Consider the following 23,649-nt stretch of genomic DNA (forward strand, 5'->3'; position numbering starts at 1 on the left):
TTATTTTTCAATTGATTACAAGTCGGTTTTCTTAGGTGAGCCTCAGCTAAAAGGACATAATGAGATTTCATTACACTTCACCAGGTCAAATAATTATATTGAGCCACACGTTGAGAAAAGACTGACGTTCAGGAAGATCGAGGTGACGAATCTTTAGCTATTAGTGCTATTTCGTCAATTTCATTCCGTGGTTGTTTTTGCCGAATAATCTTAATGGATTGATGAATATTCCTGGGTAAGGTCTGGTAATCAATGTTCTGTCGCTATGTCTGCGGCCTGCAAGAATAGAGACAGCCAGGAATTTATTTTCTCTGGCATTATTTCTCATAAATACGACAGAAACGCTGGATATGTTTCAAGATTGACACATTTGAAAGGCAGTGAAATATTGATAATGAAAATAAGACAGGAGTGGACTGGATGATAACATCGTCGCGAAAGGTTGTCCGCTGTATAAGCTGCGAATTGTCCTGTCAGTTATTTCCGGATAACACGGTGCGTTCACAATACTGTGGCAGCGCCTCCTTCGCAGTTTGGCCGGTGGGAAATCATTTCCTGCAACTTGCAGTAGAAAATAAAATATTGTCTGGGAACAAGAATCATTTATTACGCGGATTTATTTTTGTAGATTTTTCGATGTATAACCTGCGCCTGCTTGTCGATCCGCAATGGATTGAACATCTGGCGATGACCAACATGCACATCGTGCTTATCGCGGACCGTAAACTGGAGGCGTTGGCTCACTACTTTTTCGCTCACCACAGTGAAATAAAGGGGATTATTTATTCAGATGACGATGACGCTATATTGCAGGAAAAAATTAACCATCTTTTTTCCGGCAGGCGAGTGAGCAGCAGGCGTGGTAATACCCTGAACACTGTTGAATTCACTTTACTTAACAGACTTATTTCAGGGGTGTGTCTCCGGGAGATAATAAAAACAACCAGCGTTGATGTGAAAAAAATTTACGTTCATAAAATACGATTAGAGAGGAAGTTAGGTACCAGCATTCATAAAATACTCGTTTCTATTTTGTAATTTCAACTTCTTAACATGCCCACATTTAATGGTGTGGAGGATGTTTTACGCCTGAAAGAAAGGGGGCAGTTATGCCATATTTATTGAAACATTCACCTGTCGCCGTTGCGATTTCGCTGGCACTATCGTCAGCGCTATTTACCGCGAATGCTGCAGTTATCGATTTTGCTAATTTACCAGCCACCGGAGCAGTAACGGATTTGCCTGCGGAAATACAGGCGCTGATTCCTGCAACGGCAAACGCGAACTTTAGCAAAAATACCAGCGATCCTAACTATGTCTACCAGTACAGCCCGGGCAATATTCCAGTCTACGGGGATGGGATCACTCTCGAAGGGCCGGGGGCGGAAGCCTTTGAGCACTCCGTGACCGTTATTCAGAACTCCACGTCCGGCAGCCCGGGGGTGATATTTGGTGACGACCTGACTATTCGTACCCAGTCAAAAGCGGCTGCCAATAACGGTAAAGATGTCGACGGTATTCGTACCCACGGTATGAACACGCCGAATAACCCGGTATTTATCATTACCGGCGACCGCACCCACATTTACGTTAATGGCCAAAGCGGCGATGGCATCAATGCCGGGTACAGCTCCTTCAGCCAGGGTTCTCTCGGCTCCGCCAATATTTATGTGGGTGACGATCTCTATATCGAAACCACCGGCAGTACCGGTCGCGGTATTAGCGCCTATGCACTGAATGATGCCTCGAAGGCCAAAAATAACATTGTCGTCGGCGATCGTGCGCATATTGTGACGCGGGGTACCTACGCCGAGGGGATTCGTACCAACCAGAGCGGCTCATCCGTCCGTCTGGGGGATGAGGCCACCATCGAAACATTTGGCACCTCGGCCTACGGCCTGTATGCGGGTTCTGCCTCCAGAATCGAGCTGGGAAAAAAAGCGACCATTACCACCGACGCAGCCAGTGCCTCCGGCGTGTACTCTACCGGCTCGTCAACCATCACCCTTGATGAAGGCGCGACCATCACCACCAACGGTGCCAGCGCGCATGGCATCTACGCTTACACAGCAGCGGTAAATGTGGGAGATAACGTCACCATTGCGGTCAACAGCAGCGAGAAAACCAGCAGCTCCGCCCAGGCACCGCACGGGATGTATGCCTGGTCACGCGGCGTGATAACGCTCGACGGTGGGGCAACCATTACCACCGCAGGCCAGCGCGACCAGGGTAGCTATGCCCTGAACGCCAGCAATGGCGGAATTATTGATGCCTCTGCAGGCGGAAAATTCCTCCTTAACGGCGATATCCTCGCCGCAGGTGGCGTCGCGGCCAACAGTACCCTTCCGGCACAAAACAGTACCATTATGCTGACAATGGGTAACAGCTCGCTGTGGAACGGAGCATCGTACATAGAAAGCAACGCTGCCGGGACCGGTACTCTTGCGCTTACGATGAATGATGCCGTCTGGAATATGCGCGACAGCTCAACGTTGACCAGCCTGACCCTGAACGCGGGCGGCACGATAAATTTCCAGCATGCTGAGGACGCGGCCTGGCAAACCCTGACCATCAACGAGGATTACACAGGCAACGGCGGCAAGCTGGTTTTCAATACCGTGCTGTCTGATGATACCTCTGAAACTGACAGGCTGATTGTTGAAGGAAACACATCCGGTCGTACCGCGGTTGACGTAAACAACATTGGTGGTGCAGGCGCACAAACCGTTGAAGGGATTGAAATAGTCAGCGTTGGCGGCAACTCGGAGGGAACGTTTGAGAAGGCCAGCCGTATCGTAGCGGGGGGTTATGACTATAACGTTGTGCAGAAAGGTAAGAACTGGTTTCTGACCAGCCTGGCTGAACCCGTTGACCCACCAATCGACCCGGTAGATCCTCCTGTTGACCCGGTAGACCCACCGGTCGACCCCGTCGACCCGCCTGTTGACCCGGTGGATCCACCTGTTGACCCTGTCGACCCGCCTGTCGTCCCGGTAGATCCGCCCGTCGACCCGGTGATTCCGCCGCAAGAACCGGTACCGCCACCTGCGCCGCCGAAAAGCGAGCATCAGTATCGCCCAGAATTTGGCAGCTATCAGGCAAACAGCTATGCGGCAAATACGCTGTTTATGACCCGCCTGCACGATCGTCTGGGTGAAACGCAGTACACCGACATGCTCACCGGCGAGCAAAAAGTGACGAGCCTTTGGATGCGAAACGTCGGCGGGCATGCGCGTTTCAACGACGGCAGCGGCCAGCTAAAAACGACAGCCAACCGTTACGTACTGCAGTTGGGTGGCGATATCGCCCAATGGAGCACAGATGGCCTGGACCGCTGGCATCTTGGCCTGATGGCGGGCTACGGTAACAGCCAGAGCCGGAGCGCTTCCAGCCTGACCGGATACCACTCACGTGGCGAAGTGAATGGCTATAGCGTAGGTCTGTACGGTACCTGGTACGCAAACGAAGCCGATAAAAGCGGCACCTACGTTGATAGCTGGGTGCTGTATAACTGGTTTGACAATAAGGTGATGGGGCAGGACCAGGCGACCGAGCGTTATCGCTCCAGCGGCGTAACCGCCTCTGTCGAAGCGGGCTATAGCGTTAAGGCGGGTAAAAGCGGCCGCAACAGTTACTGGATCCAGCCGAAGGCGCAGGCCGTTTGGATGGACGTGCAGGCTGACGACCATCGCGAGCGTAACGGCACGCGGGTGAAAGACGAAACCCAGGGCAACCTGATGACGCGTCTCGGCGTGAAGGCCTATATCAGCGGACATAACGCGATGGATGACGCTAAATCACGCACCTTACAGCCGTTTATTGAAGCGAACTGGATCCACAATACCCAGACCACGCGTATCCGCATGGATGACGTCAGCAATGAGATGCGCGGTACGCGCAATATTGGTGAGTTAAAGACGGGCGTAGAGGGGCAGATTACCCCGCAGCTTAGCGTCTGGGGCAATGTGGCACAGCAGATTGGCGATAAAGGCTACAGCGATACGCAGGGAATGCTGGGGATAAAATACAGCTTCAAATAACAAAAAAGCCGCTGAGAAATCAGCGGCTTTTTGCTTCAGGCGATATCATCGCTGGTACAGGCCAGCACCGTTTCAACCTTGCTGGATTTCAGATGATTTTGCAGCGCCGAGCCGGGCATCTCATCGGTGAAAAGAGCCGTTGTCTGCGCCACGTTGCCAATTTCCACCGCGGCGGATGCGTTAAATTTCGTATGATCGGCCGCCAGCAAAATGTGGCGAGAGTGGGCCATCATGGTTTTCACCACGCTGGCTTCATTCACGTCAAACTCCATCATCGCGCCGTCGTGCTCAATCGCACCGACGCTGGTCACGAGATAGTCCGCCCGAAAACCAGACACAAACGCCGTCGCCGCAGGCCCGATAATGCCGCCGTTGTGCGGGCGCAGCGTGCCGCCCGGCACCATCACTTCAAAGCGCGGGTTCTTATACAGAATATGCGCCACCCGCAGGCTGTTGGTGATGATGCGCAGATGATTATGGTTAAGCAGCGCCCGGGCAACGTGCTCTACGGTCGTGCCGATGGTGATGAAAATAGTTGAGCCGTCGGGAATATAGTCCGCAATCGCCTCGGCAATCGCCCGCTTCTCTTCGGTAAGCGACACTTCGCGCTGTTCGAACGCCGTGTTCACCACGCTGGATGCCCTGCCCGCGCCGCCGTGATGGCGCGTGATCAGCCCCTGCTCGCTGAGCTTACGGATATCCCGGCGCACCGTTTGCGTCGACACGTCCAGCAGCTGCGCCAGTTCATCAATGTTCATATAGCCGCGATCGGCAATCAGCATTAGCAGCTGATCGTGACGCGGGTTGCCGGTCAGTTCGGTAAGGCTCATGGGCTGTCCTCTGAAAACCATCACGCCCCGCATTTTATACAAAAAGTGACAAAAAAGAGCGGGTTTGATCACAGTCGGGTATACCCGCGCGCCCGCCGGGCTTTGTGCATTTCAGGGCTGCGACGGCGCTGGCAAAACGCACGGCGTCTGCGGCGGTGGATTGCTGTCCCAGGCTGAACGCCAGCGCGCCGTGGAAAACGTCGCCCGCGCCGGTGGTATCCACCACCTTCACCTCAAAGCCGGATTGATGACACAAGGCGCTGTTTTCCAGCCAGTAGCAGCCGTCTCGCCCCTGAGTGACATACACATGTCCATTTGTGAGCATTTGTGCTTTTTTAAGAGCATCTTCTGCTTTATCCAACTGAGTTAGTCGCCGCAGGCCCGGCGCGGAGAAGGCCGCGTGGTCGCTTAAGGCTATCAGCTCCGCGATGTCCTGCGGGGTAACGTCGGCATCAAGCAAAGTAGGAACGCCCTGCTGACGGGCCAGGGTAAACGCCTGTTTTGCCCCGTCATGCCAGCGCACGTCTGCTAAGACAATATCCCACTGGGAAAAGTCGATTTCATGCAGCCAGTCTGCCTCGGCGGGCAGATCGGGGCTGGGGTAGTTGGCAATCACTCGTTCTCCGCCTGCGTCCACCAGCACCGCCGATTGTGACGATCGGGCACCTTTAAACACGCGTGTATAGCGGGTGTTCACCCCCAGGGATTCCAGCTCCGCCAGCAGCCGTCTGCCGGTATCGTCGTCCCCCACCCGGCCAATAAAATCCACTTCCGCGCCCAGTTTCGCCGCCGCCACAGCCGCAGTTGCCGCCGGGCCGCCCCCCACTTCCGTATAGTCCTTTGCGACATATTTCCCACCTTCCTTTGGTAAATCATCGAGATACCAGATGCGATCCAGCACGGTAATGCCGACACAAACGATGCGAGTCATGGTGATTCCTTCTGCGATTTCTGATGCCTTCATTTTAATTTCACCAAATGTTTAAAAAGTGACCCGTGTCAATTTTTTGACTATAAATTACAAATACGATCAAAAAAAGACAACACAAACGCGCAAAAATTGACACGATGTGACAGGAGAGAGGCATGTCAGCAATCGCATTTATCGGTTTAGGGCAGATGGGCGCGCCAATGGCGAAGAATCTGTTGAATCAAGGCCACCAGCTTAACGTGTTTGACGTGAACCCGCAGGCGGTTCAGGCGCTGGTAGAGAGCGGCGCACGGGCGGCGGCTACGCCTGCTCAGGCCGCAACGGACGCCGAATTCGTCATTACCATGCTGCCAAACGGCGACCTGGTGCGCAGCGTGCTGTTCGGCGAGCACGGCGTGTGCGAAGGGTTATCCCGCGACGCGCTGGTGATTGATATGTCCACCATCCACCCGCTGCAAACCGACGCGCTGATCCGTGACATGGCTGAACGCGGCTTCAGCCTGATGGACGTGCCCGTGGGACGCACGTCCGACCATGCCATCGCCGGCACGCTGCTTCTGCTGGCGGGCGGCACCGCGCAGCAGGTGGAACGCGCCACCCCCGTCTTAATGGCGATGGGCAATGAGCTGATTAACGCCGGCGGGCCGGGCATGGGCATCCGCGTAAAGCTCATCAATAACTACATGAGCATCGCCCTGAACGCGCTTTCCGCCGAGGCGGCCGTGCTATGTGAAGCGCTTGGCCTCTCCTTTGACGTGGCGCTGAAGGTGATGAACGGCACGCCGGCGGGTAAAGGCCACTTCACCACCTCATGGCCGAACAAGGTGCTGAAAGGCGATCTTTCCCCGGCCTTCATGATCGACCTTGCGCATAAAGATCTGGGGATCGCCCTGGACGTGGCTAACCAGCTCCACGTTCCGATGCCGCTGGGCGCGGCGTCCCGCGAAGTTTACAACCAGGCTCGCGCCGCCGGGCGCGGGCGCGAAGACTGGACGGCCATTCTAGAACAGGTTCGCGCATATGCCGGGCTGAAAAAATCACACTGATACGAAAGGACTGAGGAATGACGATGTACACCCTGAAAGATATCACCCGACCTTCCGGCGGTTTTGCAATGCTGGCCGTGGATCAGCGCGAAGCGATGCGCCTGATGTTTGCCGCCGCAGGCGCGCCGGTGCCGGTAACCGACCAGCACCTGACGGATTTTAAGGTCAACGCGGCGAAGATTCTGTCGCCGTACGCCTCTGCCATTCTCGTCGACCAGCAGTTCTGCTATCGCCAGATTGTGGAGCAGCAGGCCGTAGCCAACAGCTGCGCGATGATTGTGGCGGCCGACGAGTTTATTCCGGGGAACGGTATTCCGGTCGACAGCGTGGTGATCGACAAAAGCATCGACGCGCAGGCGGTCAAACGCGACGGCGGCAAGGCGCTCAAGCTGCTGGTGCTGTGGCGTAGCGATGAAGATCCGCAGCAGCGCCTGGAGATGGTGAAAGCGTTCAATACGCTGTGCCACGACAACGGGCTGCTGAGCATTATCGAGCCTGTGGTGCGTCCGCCGCGTCACGGAGCCGAATTTAACCGCGAACAGGCGATTATCGATGCGGCTAAAGAGCTGGGCGACAGCGGTGCCGACCTCTACAAGGTGGAGATGCCGCTGTTTGGTAAGGGCACGCAGCAGGAACTGCTGGCGGCCTCGCAGAAGCTGAACGAGAACATCGCCATGCCGTGGGTGATCCTCTCCTCCGGTGTGGACGATAAGCTGTTCCCGCGCGCCGTGAGCGTGGCGATGCAGGCTGGGGCATCGGGCTTTTTAGCCGGTCGCGCCGTCTGGTCATCGGTGATTGGCCTGCCGGATACCGACCTGATGCTGCGTGATATTTCCGTACCAAAACTTCAGCGTCTGGGTGAGATCGTCGACGAAATGATGGCTCGCCGTTAAGAAAGGACCCGAACATGAAATGGTTTAACACCCTGAGCCACAACCGCTGGCTCGAACAAGAGACCGACCGCATTCTCGATTTCGGCAAAAACGCCGCCGTACCGACCGGCTTTGGCTGGCTGGGCAATAACGGGCAGGTTCGCAGCGATATGGGCACCCATCTGTGGATCACCGCCCGCATGCTTCACGTGTACGCGGTGGCGGCGAACATGGGCCGTCCCGGCGCGTATGCCCTGGTTGAACACGGCATCAATGCCCTCAACGGCCCGCTGCGCGACAAACAGCACGGCGGCTGGTACGCCTGTGTAAACGATGAAGGCGTCATTGATGCCTCCAAGCAGGGTTATCAGCACTTCTTCGTCCTGCTGGGCGCGGCGAGCGCCGTCACCACCGGACACCCGCAGGCACGCAAGCTGCTGGACGATGCCATCGAGGTGATTGAGCGCTACTTCTGGAGCGAACAGGAGCAGATGTGCCTCGAGTCCTGGGATGAAGCCTTCAGCAAAACGGAAGATTACCGCGGCGGTAACGCCAACATGCACGCCGTGGAAGCCTTCCTGATTGTCTATGACGTAACCCATGACCGTAAGTGGCTCGACCGCGCCCTGCGCATCGCCTCGGTGATTATTCACGACGTGGCGCGCAAAGGTGAGTATCGCGTTAACGAGCATTTCGACACCGACTGGAACCCGATCCGCGATTACAACATCGATAACCCTGCTCACCGCTTCCGCGCCTACGGCGGCACGCCGGGGCACTGGATTGAGTGGGGCCGCCTGATGCTGCACCTGCGCGCCGCGCTGGAAGCGCGCTTTGAAACTCCACCTGAATGGCTGCTGGAAGATGCGAAAGGCCTGTTCCACGCCACCATCCGCGACGCCTGGGCACCCGACGGCGCCGACGGGTTTGTCTACTCCGTGGGCTGGGACGGCAAGCCTATCGTTCGCGAACGCGTGCGCTGGCCAATCGTCGAGGCGATGGGCACGGCCTATGCCCTCTATACCGTGACCGGCGAAGCGCAGTACGAAGCCTGGTATCAGAAGTGGTGGGATTACTGCATCAAGTACCTGATGGATTACGAAAACGGTTCCTGGTGGCAGGAGCTGGACACCAATAACGAAGTGACCACCAAAGTCTGGGACGGCAAGCAGGATATTTACCATCTGCTGCACTGCCTGGTGATCCCCCGCCTGCCGCTGGCGCCGGGCTTAGCGCCTGCCGTCGCCGCCGGATTGCTGGATAGCCAGGCCAAATAATAAAGACGGAGTTTTTATGCGTACCCTACACAATATTGACCTGAAAAATAACGAACGTGGCTTCACCCTGCGCTGGCAGGATCGCCTGATTTTATCCCACTCCGAAGAAGCGCCTTGCCTGTGGATCGGAGCAGGCGAAGCCGATATCGAGATGTTTCGCGGCAATTTCAGCATTAAAGACAAGCTCAACGAAAAGATTGCCCTGACGGACGCGACCGTCTCGCAGCAAAGCGCGGGCTGGGCCATCCGCTTTACACGCGGCGACGCGGTAAGCGCGACCCTGCTGGTGGGCGTGGATGCGGAAGGCCGTCTGGAGCTGAAGCTGAAAAATGATGCCGCCAGCCATAACCGCATCTGGCTGCGGCTGGCGGCGCAGCCGGAAGATCATATCTACGGCTGCGGCGAGCAGTTCTCGTACTTCGATCTGCGCGGCAAGCCGTTCCCGCTGTGGACCAGCGAGCAGGGCGTGGGCCGCAACAAGCAGACCTACGTCACCTGGCAGGCCGACTGCAAAGAGAACGCGGGCGGCGATTACTACTGGACCTTCTTTCCGCAGCCTACCTTCGTGAGCACCCAGAAGTACTACTGCCACGTGGATAACAGCTGCTACATGAACTTTGACTTCAGCGCGCCGGATTTCCACGAGCTGGCGTTCTGGGAAGATAACGCCACGCTGCGCTTCGAATGTGCACAAACCTACGTCGATCTGCTGGAAAAACTGACCGGCCTGCTGGGACGTCAGCCTGAGCTGCCGGACTGGGTGTACGACGGCGTGACGCTGGGCATACAGGGCGGCACCGAGGTGTGCCAGCAGAAGCTCGACGCCATGCGCGAGGGCGGCGTGAAGGTAAACGGCATCTGGGCGCAGGACTGGTCCGGCATCCGCATGACCTCCTTCGGCAAACGCGTGATGTGGAACTGGAAGTGGAACAGCGAACTCTATCCGCAGCTTGATGAACGGATTGCGAAGTGGAAACAGGAAGGGGTGCAGTTCCTCTCCTATATCAACCCGTACGTCGCCAGTGATAAAGATCTCTGCGAAGAGGCGGCGAAACGCGGCTATCTGACCAAAAACGCCAACGGTGAGGACTACCACGTTGAATTCGGCGAGTTCTACGCGGGCGTTATCGACCTGACCAACCCGGAAGCCTACGGCTGGTACAAAGAGGTCATTAAAAAGAACCTGATCGAACTGGGCTGCGGCGGCTGGATGGCCGATTTCGGGGAATATTTGCCGACCGATACCTTCCTGCACAACGGCGTGAGCGCGGAGATCATGCATAACGCCTGGCCTGCCCTGTGGGCGAAATGTAACTACGAGGCGCTTCAGGAGACCGGCAAACTCGGCGAGATCCTGTTCTTCATGCGCGCGGGCTACACCGGCAGCCAGAAGCACTCGGTGATGATGTGGGCGGGGGATCAGAACGTCGACTGGAGCCTGGATGACGGCCTGGCGTCCGTCATCCCTGCGGCGCTGTCGCTGGCGATGACCGGGCACGGCCTGCACCACAGCGACATCGGCGGCTATACCACCCTGTTCGAGATGAAGCGCAGCAAGGAGCTGCTGCTGCGCTGGTGCGACTTCAGCGCCTTTACGCCGATGATGCGTACCCACGAGGGCAACCGCCCTGGCGACAACTGGCAGTTCGACGGCGATGCGGAAACCATCGCGCACTTCGCGCGCATGACCACCGTGTTCACCACCCTGAAGCCGTACATCAAAGCTGCGGTTGCGCAGAACGCGAAAAGCGGCCTGCCGGTGATGCGTCCGCTGTTCCTGCACTATGAGGACGACGCGCGCGCCTACACGCTGAAATACCAGTACCTGTTTGGCCGCGATCTGCTGGTGGCACCGGTTCATGAAGAGGGCCGCCGGGACTGGTCGCTCTATCTGCCGCAGGACAGCTGGGTCAATGCGTGGACAGGGGACATCTGCCAGGGCGGTGACGTGACCGTTGATGCCCCGATCGGCAAGCCGCCGGTCTTCTATCGCCAGCACAGCGAATGGGCAGATTTGTTTAGCACCTTACGTGATATCTGATAAGGCTCGCCCGCAGGGAAACCTGCGGGCAGACGGAGAACAATAATGAGTCAACATACTTCCGATCCGGCAACCCTACGCCTGCCGTTTAAAGAAAAACTCGCCTACGGGATGGGCGATCTCGGCTCTAACATCCTGCTGGATATCGGCACGCTCTATTTGCTGAAGTTTTACACCGACGTGCTGGGGCTGCCCGGCACCTACGGCGGGATTATCTTCCTGATTGCGAAGTTTTTTACCGCCTTCACCGATATGGGCACCGGTATCATGCTCGACTCCCGACGCAAGATTGGCCCGAAAGGGAAATTCCGCCCGTTCGTGCTGTATGCCGCCTTCCCGGTGACCTTACTGGCAATTGCCAACTTCGTCGGTACGCCATTTGAGATGACCGGCAAAACGGTGATAGCAACGGTGCTGTTCATGCTGTACGGCCTGTTCTTCAGCATGATGAACTGCTCTTACGGCGCGATGGTGCCCGCCATCACCAAAAACCCGGACGAGCGCGCCTCGCTGGCGGCCTGGCGTCAGGGCGGCGCCACGCTCGGCCTGCTGCTCTGTACGGTGGGCTTTGTCCCGGTGATGAACCTGATTGAGGGTAACGACCAGCTTGGCTACATCTTTGCCGCCACTCTCTTCTCGCTGTTCGGGCTGTTCTTTATGTGGTGGTGCTATAAGGGCGTCACCGAGCGTTACGTCGAGACGCAGCCTGCTAACCCGGCGCAAAAGCCGGGGCTGTTGCAGTCGTTTCGCGCCATTGCCGGGAACCGTCCGCTGTTTATCCTGTGTATCGCGAACCTGTGCACGCTGGGCGCGTTTAACGTTAAGCTCGCCATTCAGGTCTACTACACGCAGTACGTGCTGAACGACCCGATCCTGCTGTCGTACATGGGCTTCTTCAGCATGGGCTGTATTTTTATCGGCGTCTTTATGATGCCCGGCGCGGTGCGGCGCTTCGGCAAGAAAAAGGTCTACATCAGCGGGCTGGCAATTTGGGTGGCGGGCGACCTGCTCAACTACTTCTTCGGCGGCGGCTCGGTGAGCTTTGTGGCGTTTTCCTGCCTGGCGTTCTTCGGCTCCGCGTTCGTGAACAGTCTGAACTGGGCGCTAGTGTCCGATACCGTGGAATACGGCGAGTGGCGCACCGGCGTGCGCTCCGAAGGGACGGTCTACACCGGCTTTACCTTCTTCAGAAAGGTATCCCAGGCGCTGGCCGGCTTCTTCCCGGGGATCATGCTCACCCAGATCGGCTACGTACCGAACGTGGTGCAGTCCGCCGGGACGGTTGAAGGGCTGCGGCAGCTGATATTTATCTACCCGAGCCTGCTGGCGGTCATCACCATCGTGGCGATGGGCTGCTTCTACAACCTCAACGAGAAGATGTATGTGCGCATCGTGGAAGAGATCGAACTGCGCAAACGTACGGCCTAAATGACGTGATAGAGCGCCCGGCGGGGCGCTCTGAGGATCGACCATGACACACAATACTGATCCGTTAACCCTGAAATTGAGCCTGCGAGAAAAGTGCGCCTACGGGATGGGCGATTTTGGCTCGAACCTTATGCTGTGTATTGGCACGCTGTACCTGCTGAAGTTTTATACCGATGAACTGGGCATGCCCGCGTTCTACGGCGGCATTATTTTCCTGGTGGCGAAGTTTTTCACCGCGTTTACCGACATGCTGACCGGGGTGCTGCTGGACTCCCGGCGAAACATCGGCGCTCGAGGAAAATTCCGGCCATTCATTTTGTATGCCTCCGTGCCGGTGGCGCTGGTCGCGACGGCGCAGTTTATGGCCAACGACTTTAGCCTGACGGTCAAAACGGCGCTCGCCACCGTGCTCTTCATGATGTTTGGGCTCTGCTACAGCCTGATGAACTGCGCCTACGGTGCGATGGTGCCGGCCATCACCAAAAACCCGAACGAGCGCGCGCAGCTTGCCGCGTGGCGTCAGGGCGGCGCCACGGTGGGGCTGTTGCTCTGCACCGTCGGCTTTATGCCCATTCAGGCGCTGTTCATCCACCAGCCCTCCCTCGGCTATCTGGTGGCTGCGCTGGTGTTCGTCACCGGCGGCCTGTTCTGCATGTGGTGGTGCTACAGCGGGGTGAAAGAGCGCTACGTCGAGATAACGCCCGATCACCATAAGCCCGGCATTCTGAAATCGTTCTGCGCGATTTTTCGCAATCCGCCGCTGCTGGTGCTGTGCATTGCCAACCTGTGTACTCTCGCCGCGTTTAACATCAAGCTGGCGATTCAGGTCTATTACACCCAGTACGTGCTGAACGACCTGCATCTGCTGTCGTGGATGGGCTTTTTCAGCATGGGCTGCATTCTGATTGGCGTGTTTCTGGTACCCGGCGCGGTGAAGCGCTTTGGCAAGAAGCCGGTCTATCTGGGCGGGCTGGCGCTGTGGGCGGTGGGAGACGTGCTGAACTTCTTCTGGGGAACCAGCTCCCTGCTGTTCGTGCTGTTTTCCTGCATGGCCTTTTTCGGCACCGCGTTTGTGAACAGCCTGAACTGGGCGCTGGTGCCGGATACCGTTGATTACGGCGAGTGGAAAACCGGCATTCGCGCCGAGGGATCGGTTTACACCGGCTACACCTTCTCGCGCAAAATCTCCGCCGCTCTCGCCGGCTTCCTGCCCGGCATCATGCTGACCCAGATCGGCTACGTTCCTCATGCGGTGCAGAGCGCGGGCACGCTGCTGGGTTTGCGTCAGCTTATTTTCCTCTGGCCGTGCGGCCTGGCAATCGTCGCCGCCGTGACCATGGGGCTGTTTTATAAACTCAACGAAGCGCGCTTCGCCTTTATTATCGAGGAGATTGGAAAACGGAAAAAACAGTCAGCGAATACCCCTGAGATAACACCCAACAATAAAGCGTCAGCAGTCACTTTATAACAATAATTCGGCCAGTATTTCCTTCCTGTTCATCAGGAGGGAGGCCTTTCTGTACCTGATACATGGACAAATTATGAAAAGAATCATCACTGTACTGATCGTGTCGTCTGTGTCCTGCCCGGTATTCGCCGGGGCCTATGTCGAAACCCGTGAAGCCTACAATACGGCCTCTGAGCTGCACGAAGTGATCCTGCGTGCCGGCTATAACTTCGATATGGGCGCGGGGTTGATGTTCACCAACGCCTACAACGTGGGGAGGTGGGATGAGCTCAAGCACAGCTATAACGAAATAGAGGGGTGGTATCCGCTCTTTAAACCGACGGACAAACTCACCTTCCAGCCGGGCGGGTTGATCAACGACAGCAGCGCCGGTTCGGGTGGCGCGGTTTATTTAGATACCAACTATAAATTCACGGACGGGTTTAATCTGACGTTCCGCTATCGCTATAACCATAACAATTACGATACGCCGGACTATAACGGGCAGATGGATAAGAACGACACGCACGAATTTGCCAACTACTGGAATTTCAAGGTGACCGATGCGTTTTTCTATACCTTTGAGCCGCACTTTTTCCAGCGGATAAATGATTACCACAGCAAAAATGGCAAAGACCATCACTGGGAAATTACCAACAAGTTCAGCTATAAGATCGACAGAAACTGGCTGCCGTACCTCGAACTCCAGTGGCTGGACAGATGGAATGATTACAACCGCGAGCAGTACAGGATCCGCCTGGGGTTACGTTATTCGTTCTAATAAAAAAGCCGCTGATTTCTCAGCGGCTTTTTTTACTACGGATTGACCGTATTAGTCTTCTTTCGCACCGCGCATAGCACGTTTACGATCGTTCTCGGTCAGGTGACGTTTACGGATACGAATTGACTGTGGAGTCACTTCTACCAGTTCGTCATCATCAATGAACTCCAGAGCCTGCTCCAGGGTCATCTTGATCGGTGGAACCAGAACCGTTGCTTCGTCAGTACCGGACGCACGCATGTTGGTCAGCTTCTTACCGGTCAGGCAGTTTACCGTCAGGTCGTTAGAACGGCTGTGAATACCGATGATCTGGCCTTCGTAAACTTCAGCACCGTGACCCAGGAACAGCTTACCGCGATCCTGCAGACCGAACAGCGCAAACGCAACCGCTTTACCCTGACCGTTGGAGATCAGTACGCCGTTGTTACGCTGGCCCACTTCGCCCGGACGAACGTCGTCGTAGTGGCTGAAGGTGGAGTACAGCAGGCCGGTACCGGAGGTCATGGTCATGAACTCAGAACGGAAGCCGATCAGGCCACGGCTTGGGATCACGTAGTCGAGACGTACGCGGCCTTTGCCGTCTGGATTCATGTTTTTCAGGTCGCCTTTACGCTCGCCCAGTGCCTGCATCACAGAACCCTGGTGCTGCTCTTCTACGTCCAGCGTTACGTTTTCGAACGGCTCTTGTTTACGGCCATCGATTTCACGGAAGATTACTTTCGGACGGGAAACCGCCATCTCGAAACCTTCACGACGCATGTTTTCGATCAGAACAGACAGGTGCAGCTCACCACGACCGGAAACGCGGAATGCGTCAGCGTCTTCGGTTTCTTCAACGCGCAGCGCAACGTTGTGCACCAGCTCTTTGTTCAGGCGGTCAAGGATCTGACGAGAGGTAACGAACTTACCTTCTTTACCACAGAACGGAGAGGTGTTGACGTTGAAGAACATGGATACGGTTGGTTCATCAACGGACAGGGCTGGCAGCGCTTCGACGTTCTGCGGATCGCAGATGGTGTCGGAGATGTTCAGTTCACCCAGACCGGTGATCGCGATGATGTCGCCCGCTTCAGCGATGTCGCTCTCGATACGCTCAAGACCCAGGTGAGTCAGGACTTTACCGACTTTACCGTTACGGGTTTTGCCTTCGCTATCGATGATAGTGACCTGCTGGTTAGGCTTCACTTTACCGCGCTTGATACGGCCAATGCCGATTACGCCAACGTAGTTGTTGTAGTCGAGCTGGGAGATCTGCATCTGCAGGGTGCCTTCCAGGTCAACGTTTGGCGCAGGAACACGGTCAACAATCGCCTGATACAGCGGGGTCATGTCTTCAGCCATGTCTTCGTGGTCCAGACCTGCGATACCGTTCAGCGCAGAGGCGTAAACGATAGGGAAGTCCAGCTGCTCGTCGGTCGCGTCGAGGTTAACGAACAGGTCGAAGACCTGGTCAACAACCCAGTCAGGACGCGCGCCAGGGCGGTCAACTTTGTTGATAACAACGATTGGCTTCAGACCATGGGCAAAAGCTTTTTTGGTCACGAAGCGCGTCTGTGGCATTGGGCCATCCATTGCGTCAACGACCAGCAGAACGGAGTCTACCATGGACATTACACGTTCAACTTCACCACCGAAGTCGGCGTGCCCTGGGGTATCAACGATGTTGATACGGTAGTCATTCCATTTAATCGCGGTGTTTTTCGCGAGGATGGTAATCCCACGCTCTTTCTCCAAATCGTTGGAGTCCATCACGCGTTCTTGGGTTTCGGCACGCGCATCAAACGTACCGGATTGCTGCAGCAGCTTATCAACCAGGGTAGTTTTACCATGGTCAACGTGCGCGATGATGGCGATGTTACGCAAATTTTCGATCACAACTTTGCCTCAGGCATTTAGAAATAGCGCGTTATTGTACACGGATTAATCGCACTACAAAACAGGATCACAAACATCCCCCGCAAACAAGTATTGCAGAGATGCTTTGTGATCGCTTTCACGGAGCGGTAAAAGGGCACTTTAACGTAAATTGCACCAATATGGTGCTTAATGTTCACATTGAAGCACTATACTGGTGCAACAAATCCATCATGGTGCAGCCCTTTTGCACTATGGTGCGCATGATAACGCCTTTTTGGGGTGTTTTAAAAGTTGGCACAGATTTCGCTTTATAAAAAATACATGGCAACAGCCAGTACCAACAGAAATTGAAGACCTCGTTACCACGACGACAATGACCAATCTGGAGAGTTAAGTATGTCCGCTGAACACGTTTTGACGATGCTGAACGAACATGAAGTGAAGTTTGTTGATCTGCGCTTCACCGATACCAAAGGTAAAGAACAGCACGTCACAATCCCTGCTCATCAGGTGAACGCCGAATTCTTTGAAGAAGGCAAAATGTTTGACGGCTCCTCCATTGGTGGCTGGAAAGGCATTAACGAATCCGACATGGTTCTGATGCCAGACGCAACCACTGCGGTCATTGATCCGTTCTTCGAAGAACCAACCCTGATCATCCGCTGCGACATCCTCGAGCCAGGCACGCTGCAGGGCTACGACCGCGACCCACGTTCTATCGCTAAACGCGCTGAAGAGTACCTGCGTTCCACCGGCATCGCGGACACCGTTCTGTTCGGGCCAGAGCCAGAGTTCTTCCTGTTCGACGACATCCGCTTCGGTGCCTCTATTTCTGGCTCCCACGTGGCTATCGACGACATCGAAGGCGCATGGAACTCTTCCACCAAATACGAAGGTGGTAACAAAGGTCACCGTCCTGGTGTGAAAGGCGGTTACTTCCCGGTTCCTCCGGTCGACTCTGCGCAGGACATCCGTTCCACCATGTGCCTGGTGATGGAAGAGATGGGCCTGGTTGTTGAAGCGCACCACCACGAAGTGGCGACTGCGGGTCAGAACGAAGTGGCAACCCGCTTCAACACCATGACCAAAAAAGCGGACGAAATTCAGATCTACAAATACGTTGTGCACAACGTTGCGCACCGTTTCGGTAAAACCGCGACCTTCATGCCAAAACCAATGTTTGGCGACAACGGTTCCGGTATGCACTGCCACATGTCTCTGTCCAAGAACGGTACCAACCTGTTCTCTGGCGACAAATATGCTGGTCTGTCCGAGCAGGCGCTGTATTACATCGGTGGTGTTATCAAACACGCTAAAGCGATCAACGCCCTGGCGAACCCAACCACTAACTCCTACAAGCGTCTGGTCCCGGGCTACGAAGCGCCAGTTATGCTGGCCTACTCTGCGCGTAACCGTTCTGCTTCCATCCGTATCCCGGTGGTGGCGTCTCCAAAAGCGCGTCGTATCGAAGTGCGCTTCCCGGACCCAGCGGCTAACCCATACCTGTGCTTCGCAGCGCTGCTGATGGCCGGTCTGGACGGTATCAAGAACAAGATCCACCCAGGCGAAGCGATGGACAAAAACCTGTACGATCTGCCGCCAGAAGAAGCGAAAGAGATCCCACAGGTTGCTGGCTCTCTGGAAGAAGCCCTGCAGGCGCTGGATGCAGACCGCGAGTTCCTGACTGCGGGTGGCGTATTCACTGACGACGCTATCGATGCTTACATCGCCCTGCGTACTGAAGAGAATGACCGCGTGCGTATGACTCCACATCCGGTTGAGTTCGAACTGTACTACAGCGTTTAATTTAGTTGTTTTACCCGGCGTCAAAAGCGCCGGGGGTAGTTGCCGTGGAAACTTTTAGCCCATCTCCGGATGGGCTTTTTTCTCCACCAACAACCTGATCTCACGCGCTTTTTACGCCGAAACCGCTATACTGCACTAAAACAGTGCAACGACTCCAGGAGACTGCTGAATGGCAACTGGCACGCTGCCCGATGCTGGGCAGATCCTCAATTCTTTGATTAACAGCATCCTGCTGGTCGACGACGAGCTGGCCGTCCATTACGCCAACCCGGCGGCGCAACAGCTGCTCGCCCAGAGTTCACGGAAACTGTTTGGCACCCCGCTTCCTGAGTTGTTGAGCTATTTCTCGCTGAATATTGGCCTGATGCAGGAAAGTTTGCAGGCCGGTCAGGGGTTCACCGATAACGAAGTCACGCTGGTGATCGACGGGCGCTCACATATTCTTTCCCTTACCGCGCAACGTTTGCCGGAAGGACTGATCCTGCTAGAAATGGCGCCGATGGATAATCAGCGTCGCCTGAGCCAGGAGCAGCTTCAGCATGCGCAGCAAATTGCCGCCCGTGACCTGGTGCGCGGTCTGGCGCATGAAATCAAAAACCCGCTGGGTGGGTTACGCGGCGCGGCGCAGCTTCTGACCAAAGCCCTGCCCGACCCTGCGCTGGCGGAATATACCAACGTCATCATTGAGCAGGCGGACCGCCTGCGTAACCTGGTCGATCGCCTGCTCGGGCCGCAGCAGCCGGGTATGCACGTTTCAGAAAGCATTCATAAAGTCGCTGAACGGGTGGTGAAGCTCGTCTCTATGGAGCTGCCGGAGAACGTCACGCTGGTGCGTGATTACGACCCAAGCCTGCCGGAACTGGCGCATGACCCGGACCAGATTGAGCAGGTTCTGCTGAATATTGTGCGCAATGCTCTGCAGGCGCTGGGGCCGGAAGGCGGCGAGATTATTTTACGCACCCGCACCGCCTTCCAGCTTACGCTGCACGGCGTGCGCTATCGTCTGGCGGCACGCATCGACGTTGAGGATAACGGGCCTGGCATTCCTTCGCATCTGCAGGACACCCTGTTCTACCCAATGGTAAGCGGGCGCGAAGGCGGTACGGGACTGGGCTTATCTATCGCCCGCAGCTTGATCGATCAGCACTCCGGAAAAATTGAATTTACCAGTTGGCCGGGACATACCGAGTTTTCGGTTTTCCTGCCGATTAAAAAATAAAGGTGACGTTTATGCAACGAGGGATAGTCTGGGTAGTCGATGACGATAGCTCCATCCGTTGGGTGCTTGAACGCGCGCTCACAGGGGCAGGTTTAAGCTGCACGACGTTTGAGAGCGGCAGCGAGGTGCTCGACGCACTCACCACCAAAACGCCGGACGTTCTGCTGTCGGATATTCGCATGCCGGGCATGGACGGACTGGCGCTGTTAAAGCAGATCAAACAGCGCCATCCTATGCTTCCGGTCATCATAATGACGGCTCATTCCGACCTGGATGCCGCGGTGAGCGCCTATCAGCAAGGGGCATTCGATTATCTGCCCAAACCGTTCGATATCGACGAAGCGGTGGCGCTGGTTGAGCGCGCGATTAGCCACTATCAGGAGCAACAACAGCCGCGCCACGCGCCCGATTTTGGTCCAACCACCGACATCATCGGCGAAGCGCCGGCGATGCAGGACGTGTTTCGCATTATTGGCCGTCTGTCCCGCTCGTCCATCAGCGTGTTGATTAACGGGGAATCGGGTACAGGTAAAGAGCTGGTGGCGCATGCGTTACATCGCCACAGCCCGCGGGCAAAAGCGCCGTTTATCGCCCTCAATATGGCGGCGATCCCGAAGGATTTGATTGAGTCCGAGCTGTTCGGCCACGAAAAAGGGGCGTTTACCGGCGCGAATACCATTCGCCAGGGGCGCTTTGAGCAGGCTGACGGCGGCACGCTGTTCCTGGACGAGATCGGCGATATGCCGCTGGACGTTCAAACTCGCCTGCTGCGCGTGCTGGCCGACGGGCAGTTTTACCGCGTGGGCGGCTATGCGCCGGTGAAGGTGGACGTGCGCATTATCGCCGCGACACACCAGAACCTGGAGCTGCGCGTGCAGGAGGGCAAATTCCGTGAGGATTTATTCCATCGCCTGAATGTGATCCGCGTCCACCTGCCGCCGTTGCGCGAGCGTCGGGAAGATATCCCGCGCCTGGCGCGTCATTTCCTGCAGGTGGCGGCCCGCGAGCTGGGCGTGGAAGCCAAGCAGCTTCATCCGGAAACCGATGCCGCGCTCACCCGTCTGGCGTGGCCGGGCAACGTACGCCAGCTGGAAAACACCTGCCGCTGGCTGACCGTGATGGCCGCCGGCCAGGAAGTGTTGATTCAGGATCTCCCTGCCGAACTGTTTGAGGCCACCGCGCCCGAAAGCAGCACCGGGCACGCGCTGCCGGACAGCTGGGCAACGCTGCTGGCGCAGTGGGCCGACCGCGCGCTGCGTTCCGGTCATCAAAACCTGCTGTCTGAGGCTCAGCCAGAGATGGAGCGTACGCTGTTGACCACCGCGCTTCGTCATACGCAGGGCCATAAGCAGGAAGCCGCGCGCCTGCTGGGATGGGGACGTAATACCCTGACGCGCAAGCTGAAAGAGCTGGGAATGGAGTGATCGTACACCGCTGTGTAAAGGTTATTAATTGAGCGCAAATTGCCGTTATTTTGCGCTTTACTGTTCCGATGAGTTTTGTATGATCGTGCCCGGAAATTGGGGGAATCATCATGCTGGAATCATTAGTGACTTTACTGTCGAGCGGAGCAGCTGAAAGCCACACGCCGCAAACCGCTGTTGCTGCGGTATTATGTGCGGCGCTGGTTGGGCTGTTTAGCTAGCAGGTTGAAATGTAAAAGCCGGGTAGCGGCTTCGCCTTACCCGGCTTTGCGCCTTAAATCACCCGTGAAAACTGCTGCATACGCGCCTTCTGGCGCAGATACGCGTCAAAGCACATGCAGATATTACGGATCAACAGACGCCCTTTCGGCGTGACCTCAATCGCGTTTTCCGACACATCCACCAGCCCGTCTTTCGCCAGCGGCGCAATCAGCTTCAGGTCTTCCGCAAAATATTCGCTGAATGTCAGATCCCACTGTGCTTCCACGTCGCTAAAGTCGAGACGGAAGTTGCAGATAAGCGCCTTAATCACATCACGACGAATGCAGTCGTCACGGGTCAGCGCGATGCCGCGCCATAGCGCGTTGCCGGTTGCATCAACCTGCTGGTAGTAGAGCTTCAGCTCTTTCTGGTTCTGCGCGTAGCTATCACCGATCATGCTGATGGCGGAGACACCCATGCCGAGCAGATCGGTATCGCCCTGAGTGGTGTAACCCTGGAAGTTGCGGTGCAGAACGCCGTCACGCTGGGCAATCGCCAGCTCGTCATCCGGACGGGCAAAGTGATCCATGCCGATAAATTGATAGCCGCTCTCCGTCAGAGAGGTGATAGTTTCCTGCAGGATATCCAGCTTCTGCTGGGCAGAAGGCAGATCGGCATCTTTGATTTTGCGCTGGGCGGCAAATAGCGTCGGCAGGTGCGCATAGTTAAAGACGCTCAGGCGGTCTGGGCTAAGTTCAGCCACGCGCTTCAGCGTGAAGGCGAAGCTCTCCGGCGTCTGCTTTGGCAGGCCGTAAATCAGGTCGATGTTGGTCGAGGTAAAGCCGATATCACGCGCGTGGTTGAGTAAGGCGAAGATAAATTCCTCGTCCTGCTCGCGGTTGACCAGACGCTGCACCTCTTTATTGAAATCCTGCACGCCCATGCTCAGACGATTAAAGCCTTCGGCGCGTAAGTGATCCAGTACATCCAGCTCAATTTCACGCGGATCGACTTCGATCGAGATTTCAGCGTCGTCGTTAAAATTGAAATTTCCGCGCAGCAGCGTCATCAGGCGGCTTATTTGCGCCTTATTGAGATACGTTGGCGTGCCGCCCCCCCAGTGAAGCTGGCTGACGTGACGACCTTTAAAAAGCGGCGCGCGGTGCACAATTTCCTGTTCGAGCGCATCGAGGTATTGGTCGGCTTTATGCTGCTGACGGGTCACGATTTTATTGCAGCCGCAGAAGTAGCAGAGCTTGTGGCAGAACGGAATATGGACGTAGAGCGACAGCGGACGCTCTGGATAGCGCGCGACGGCCTGCTGAAAATCCTCCTCGCCGAAGGCATCGGAGAACTCCAGCGCGGTGGGGTATGAGGTATAACGCGGCCCGGAATAGTTATACTTCTGGATTAGGGCCAAATCCCAGTCGATAGTTGGTGCTGACATGCTCACTCCTTCCGTTGGTGTCGCGTTCGTATACGGCGGCCCGTTCTGGCCCCATCGCGGGCCATCATTCGGGTGCGCAGCCACTTCTGTCGCCGCGACAACCGCCGTAGTTTAACGAATAACCACACCAGATAACATATAACCGGAAGGGTTATAAGCAGGACTATCGTGCCTGCCGGGTGCAAATGTTAGTTTCCACCTTTCAGAAGACGCATCATATCTTCCTGCTTTTCTTCTTCCTCTTCGTCGTCTTCGTCATCGTAAGACAGACCCAGCTTCTGCATTAGCTCATCAATGCGGTCCAGTTTGGCATCTACCCATGACTGCTCTTCGGCGGTCAGGGTTTCACCCTCTTCAAGACGTTCCAGCAGCGCGTCCAGGCGCTCATCGTTCTCCAGCATATCCAGCTCAGCCTGCGGTGAAAGCATAGGTTTCTCGCTCTTTGGTTTGTGCTGCTTAGTGACCGGGGTGTCTGTCACGCCCAGTGGAATGGGAGTTTTACTGCCGATACGAGGGTCTTTCTGCTGTTTGCCTTTTGCAGAGGCGCCCGCTGCACCACCGCCGTTGGCACGGCTACCCGCAGCATGGCCACGATGCTTCTTATCGCGTTTGCGATCGCGCGCTTCCTGGTTCAGTTCTTCGCGCGTTTTGCGGCGTGCTTTTGCAGGGCGTTTCGCGCCCGCAGCGGAGGTTGGTTTTTTCATGATGTTTTATCTTAAAGTCGTTTTCTTCAGTATAGAATTGCGGCGAAATCTAGCAGAAAGCAAGCAAAGAAAAAAGGCGACAGAGCAATCTGTCGCCTTTTTTCCTGACTCACAACCCTTAACGGGTCAGACATTCCATGTTTACCAACAACACACCCTGTTTATCCTTTGGCTGATACCGTCCGTGTATGGTTCCATTTCCTGTTAAAACGCCTCCAGGCGCTGGTCGTCCTGACTATCCTGCGTCTTCGCCTCCTGGCGCTCCTGACCCTAATCCTTAAGTCGATTTCCTGTTGGC

Annotated in this window: 18 protein-coding genes; 13 read left to right on the forward strand and 5 right to left on the reverse strand. The window is 56.0% G+C overall.

The annotated features are described in order from the left end of the window. The first annotated feature begins 420 nt into the window (after window positions 1-420). Window positions 421-1,038 (forward strand): transcriptional regulator, encoded by a 618-nt coding sequence (locus ACMGGH_RS05045; protein ID WP_028014880.1) that lies wholly within the window; start codon window positions 421-423, stop codon window positions 1,036-1,038. 71 nt (window positions 1,039-1,109) lie between these two features. Continuing rightward, window positions 1,110-4,040: an autotransporter outer membrane beta-barrel domain-containing protein gene (locus ACMGGH_RS05050; RefSeq protein WP_232949082.1), complete on the forward strand. Its 2,931-nt coding sequence runs from the start codon at window positions 1,110-1,112 to the stop codon at window positions 4,038-4,040. A 35-nt stretch (window positions 4,041-4,075) separates the two neighbouring features. Here the strand turns inward: ACMGGH_RS05050 and ACMGGH_RS05055 are convergent, their stop codons facing one another. Together ACMGGH_RS05055 and ACMGGH_RS05060 are read right to left on the reverse strand one after the other, a co-directional pair. Continuing rightward, complete coding sequence (locus ACMGGH_RS05055) at window positions 4,076-4,870, reverse strand: DeoR/GlpR family DNA-binding transcription regulator (protein WP_420299073.1); 795 nt, start codon at window positions 4,868-4,870, stop codon at window positions 4,076-4,078. A gap of 34 nt (window positions 4,871-4,904) precedes the next feature. After that, entirely contained in the window at window positions 4,905-5,801 is an 897-nt protein-coding gene (locus ACMGGH_RS05060; RefSeq protein WP_232949084.1) for a sugar kinase, read from the reverse strand. Window positions 5,802-5,956: 155 nt separating this feature from the next. Between ACMGGH_RS05060 and yihU the strand changes: the two genes are divergently transcribed. The 7 genes from yihU to ompL all read left to right on the forward strand — a co-directional run bounded on the left by yihU (window position 5,957) and on the right by ompL (window position 14,693). Next, on the forward strand, window positions 5,957-6,847 hold the full coding sequence (yihU, locus tag ACMGGH_RS05065; protein WP_232949085.1) for a sulfolactaldehyde 3-reductase: 891 nt from the start codon (window positions 5,957-5,959) through the stop codon (window positions 6,845-6,847). A gap of 17 nt (window positions 6,848-6,864) precedes the next feature. After that, a complete protein-coding gene (gene yihT / locus ACMGGH_RS05070; RefSeq protein ID WP_232949086.1) occupies window positions 6,865-7,740 on the forward strand; it encodes a sulfofructosephosphate aldolase in 876 nt (291 codons plus the stop codon). A 14-nt stretch (window positions 7,741-7,754) separates the two neighbouring features. After that, window positions 7,755-8,996 carry a sulfoquinovose isomerase gene (gene yihS / locus ACMGGH_RS05075; RefSeq protein WP_023345127.1) on the forward strand — a complete coding sequence of 414 codons (1,242 nt, stop codon included), beginning with the start codon at window positions 7,755-7,757 and terminating at the stop codon, window positions 8,994-8,996. 16 nt (window positions 8,997-9,012) lie between these two features. Continuing rightward, window positions 9,013-11,037: an alpha-glucosidase gene (locus ACMGGH_RS05080; RefSeq protein WP_045260225.1), complete on the forward strand. Its 2,025-nt coding sequence runs from the start codon at window positions 9,013-9,015 to the stop codon at window positions 11,035-11,037. A gap of 45 nt (window positions 11,038-11,082) precedes the next feature. Then, window positions 11,083-12,465 carry an MFS transporter gene (locus tag ACMGGH_RS05085; RefSeq protein ID WP_232949087.1) on the forward strand — a complete coding sequence of 461 codons (1,383 nt, stop codon included), beginning with the start codon at window positions 11,083-11,085 and terminating at the stop codon, window positions 12,463-12,465. Window positions 12,466-12,508: 43 nt separating this feature from the next. Next, a complete protein-coding gene (locus tag ACMGGH_RS05090; RefSeq protein WP_232949088.1) occupies window positions 12,509-13,933 on the forward strand; it encodes an MFS transporter in 1,425 nt (474 codons plus the stop codon). 73 nt (window positions 13,934-14,006) lie between these two features. Further along, window positions 14,007-14,693, forward strand: coding sequence for a porin OmpL (gene ompL, locus ACMGGH_RS05095; RefSeq protein WP_045260222.1), 687 nt, complete (start codon window positions 14,007-14,009; stop codon window positions 14,691-14,693). A 51-nt stretch (window positions 14,694-14,744) separates the two neighbouring features. Here ompL and typA read toward each other — a convergent pair whose 3' ends face one another. After that, window positions 14,745-16,568, reverse strand: coding sequence for a ribosome-dependent GTPase TypA (gene typA, locus ACMGGH_RS05100; RefSeq protein ID WP_028014891.1), 1,824 nt, complete (start codon window positions 16,566-16,568; stop codon window positions 14,745-14,747). A 378-nt stretch (window positions 16,569-16,946) separates the two neighbouring features. On the opposite strand from typA, the gene glnA reads away from it, so the two are divergent. From glnA to ACMGGH_RS05120, 4 genes are all read left to right on the forward strand, one after another. Continuing rightward, entirely contained in the window at window positions 16,947-18,356 is a 1,410-nt protein-coding gene (gene glnA / locus ACMGGH_RS05105; RefSeq protein ID WP_008501856.1) for a glutamate--ammonia ligase, read from the forward strand. Window positions 18,357-18,525: 169 nt separating this feature from the next. Beyond that, window positions 18,526-19,575 (forward strand): nitrogen regulation protein NR(II), encoded by a 1,050-nt coding sequence (gene glnL, locus ACMGGH_RS05110; RefSeq protein ID WP_014172250.1) that lies wholly within the window; start codon window positions 18,526-18,528, stop codon window positions 19,573-19,575. An 11-nt stretch (window positions 19,576-19,586) separates the two neighbouring features. Continuing rightward, the gene (gene glnG / locus ACMGGH_RS05115) at window positions 19,587-20,999 is read left to right on the forward strand and encodes a nitrogen regulation protein NR(I) (protein ID WP_028014893.1); all 1,413 of its coding nucleotides are present in this window, start codon (window positions 19,587-19,589) and stop codon (window positions 20,997-20,999) included. A 110-nt stretch (window positions 21,000-21,109) separates the two neighbouring features. Next, on the forward strand, window positions 21,110-21,220 hold the full coding sequence (locus ACMGGH_RS05120) for a YshB family small membrane protein (RefSeq protein WP_017382667.1): 111 nt from the start codon (window positions 21,110-21,112) through the stop codon (window positions 21,218-21,220). 53 nt (window positions 21,221-21,273) lie between these two features. Here the strand turns inward: ACMGGH_RS05120 and hemN are convergent, their stop codons facing one another. Together hemN and yihI are read right to left on the reverse strand one after the other, a co-directional pair. After that, on the reverse strand, window positions 21,274-22,647 hold the full coding sequence (gene hemN, locus ACMGGH_RS05125; protein ID WP_192972055.1) for an oxygen-independent coproporphyrinogen III oxidase: 1,374 nt from the start codon (window positions 22,645-22,647) through the stop codon (window positions 21,274-21,276). 188 nt (window positions 22,648-22,835) lie between these two features. Then, window positions 22,836-23,351: a Der GTPase-activating protein YihI gene (gene yihI / locus ACMGGH_RS05130; RefSeq protein ID WP_028014895.1), complete on the reverse strand. Its 516-nt coding sequence runs from the start codon at window positions 23,349-23,351 to the stop codon at window positions 22,836-22,838. Window positions 23,352-23,649: the final 298 nt, after the last annotated feature.

Source organism: Enterobacter sp. BNK-16 (genome assembly GCF_048684955.1).
GTDB classification, from domain to species: domain Bacteria; phylum Pseudomonadota; class Gammaproteobacteria; order Enterobacterales; family Enterobacteriaceae; genus Enterobacter; species Enterobacter bugandensis.

Bases quoted from the DNA above. Each gene is read 5' to 3' on its own strand.
- yihS (WP_023345127.1), top strand. From the start codon at position 7,755: ATGAAATGGTTTAACACCCTGAGCCACAACCGCTGGCTCGAACAAGAG.
- ACMGGH_RS05045 (WP_028014880.1), top strand. From the start codon at position 421: ATGATAACATCGTCGCGAAAGGTTGTCCGCTGTATAAGCTGCGAATTG.
- glnG (WP_028014893.1), top strand. From the start codon at position 19,587: ATGCAACGAGGGATAGTCTGGGTAGTCGATGACGATAGCTCCATCCGT.
- ACMGGH_RS05120 (WP_017382667.1), top strand. From the start codon at position 21,110: ATGCTGGAATCATTAGTGACTTTACTGTCGAGCGGAGCAGCTGAAAGC.
- yihI (WP_028014895.1), bottom strand. From the start codon at position 23,351: ATGAAAAAACCAACCTCCGCTGCGGGCGCGAAACGCCCTGCAAAAGCA.
- hemN (WP_192972055.1), bottom strand. From the start codon at position 22,647: ATGTCAGCACCAACTATCGACTGGGATTTGGCCCTAATCCAGAAGTAT.
- glnL (WP_014172250.1), top strand. From the start codon at position 18,526: ATGGCAACTGGCACGCTGCCCGATGCTGGGCAGATCCTCAATTCTTTG.
- ACMGGH_RS05060 (WP_232949084.1), bottom strand. From the start codon at position 5,801: ATGACTCGCATCGTTTGTGTCGGCATTACCGTGCTGGATCGCATCTGG.
- yihT (WP_232949086.1), top strand. From the start codon at position 6,865: ATGACGATGTACACCCTGAAAGATATCACCCGACCTTCCGGCGGTTTT.
- ACMGGH_RS05050 (WP_232949082.1), top strand. From the start codon at position 1,110: ATGCCATATTTATTGAAACATTCACCTGTCGCCGTTGCGATTTCGCTG.
- ACMGGH_RS05080 (WP_045260225.1), top strand. From the start codon at position 9,013: ATGCGTACCCTACACAATATTGACCTGAAAAATAACGAACGTGGCTTC.
- ACMGGH_RS05085 (WP_232949087.1), top strand. From the start codon at position 11,083: ATGAGTCAACATACTTCCGATCCGGCAACCCTACGCCTGCCGTTTAAA.
- ACMGGH_RS05055 (WP_420299073.1), bottom strand. From the start codon at position 4,870: ATGAGCCTTACCGAACTGACCGGCAACCCGCGTCACGATCAGCTGCTA.
- glnA (WP_008501856.1), top strand. From the start codon at position 16,947: ATGTCCGCTGAACACGTTTTGACGATGCTGAACGAACATGAAGTGAAG.
- ompL (WP_045260222.1), top strand. From the start codon at position 14,007: ATGAAAAGAATCATCACTGTACTGATCGTGTCGTCTGTGTCCTGCCCG.
- yihU (WP_232949085.1), top strand. From the start codon at position 5,957: ATGTCAGCAATCGCATTTATCGGTTTAGGGCAGATGGGCGCGCCAATG.
- ACMGGH_RS05090 (WP_232949088.1), top strand. From the start codon at position 12,509: ATGACACACAATACTGATCCGTTAACCCTGAAATTGAGCCTGCGAGAA.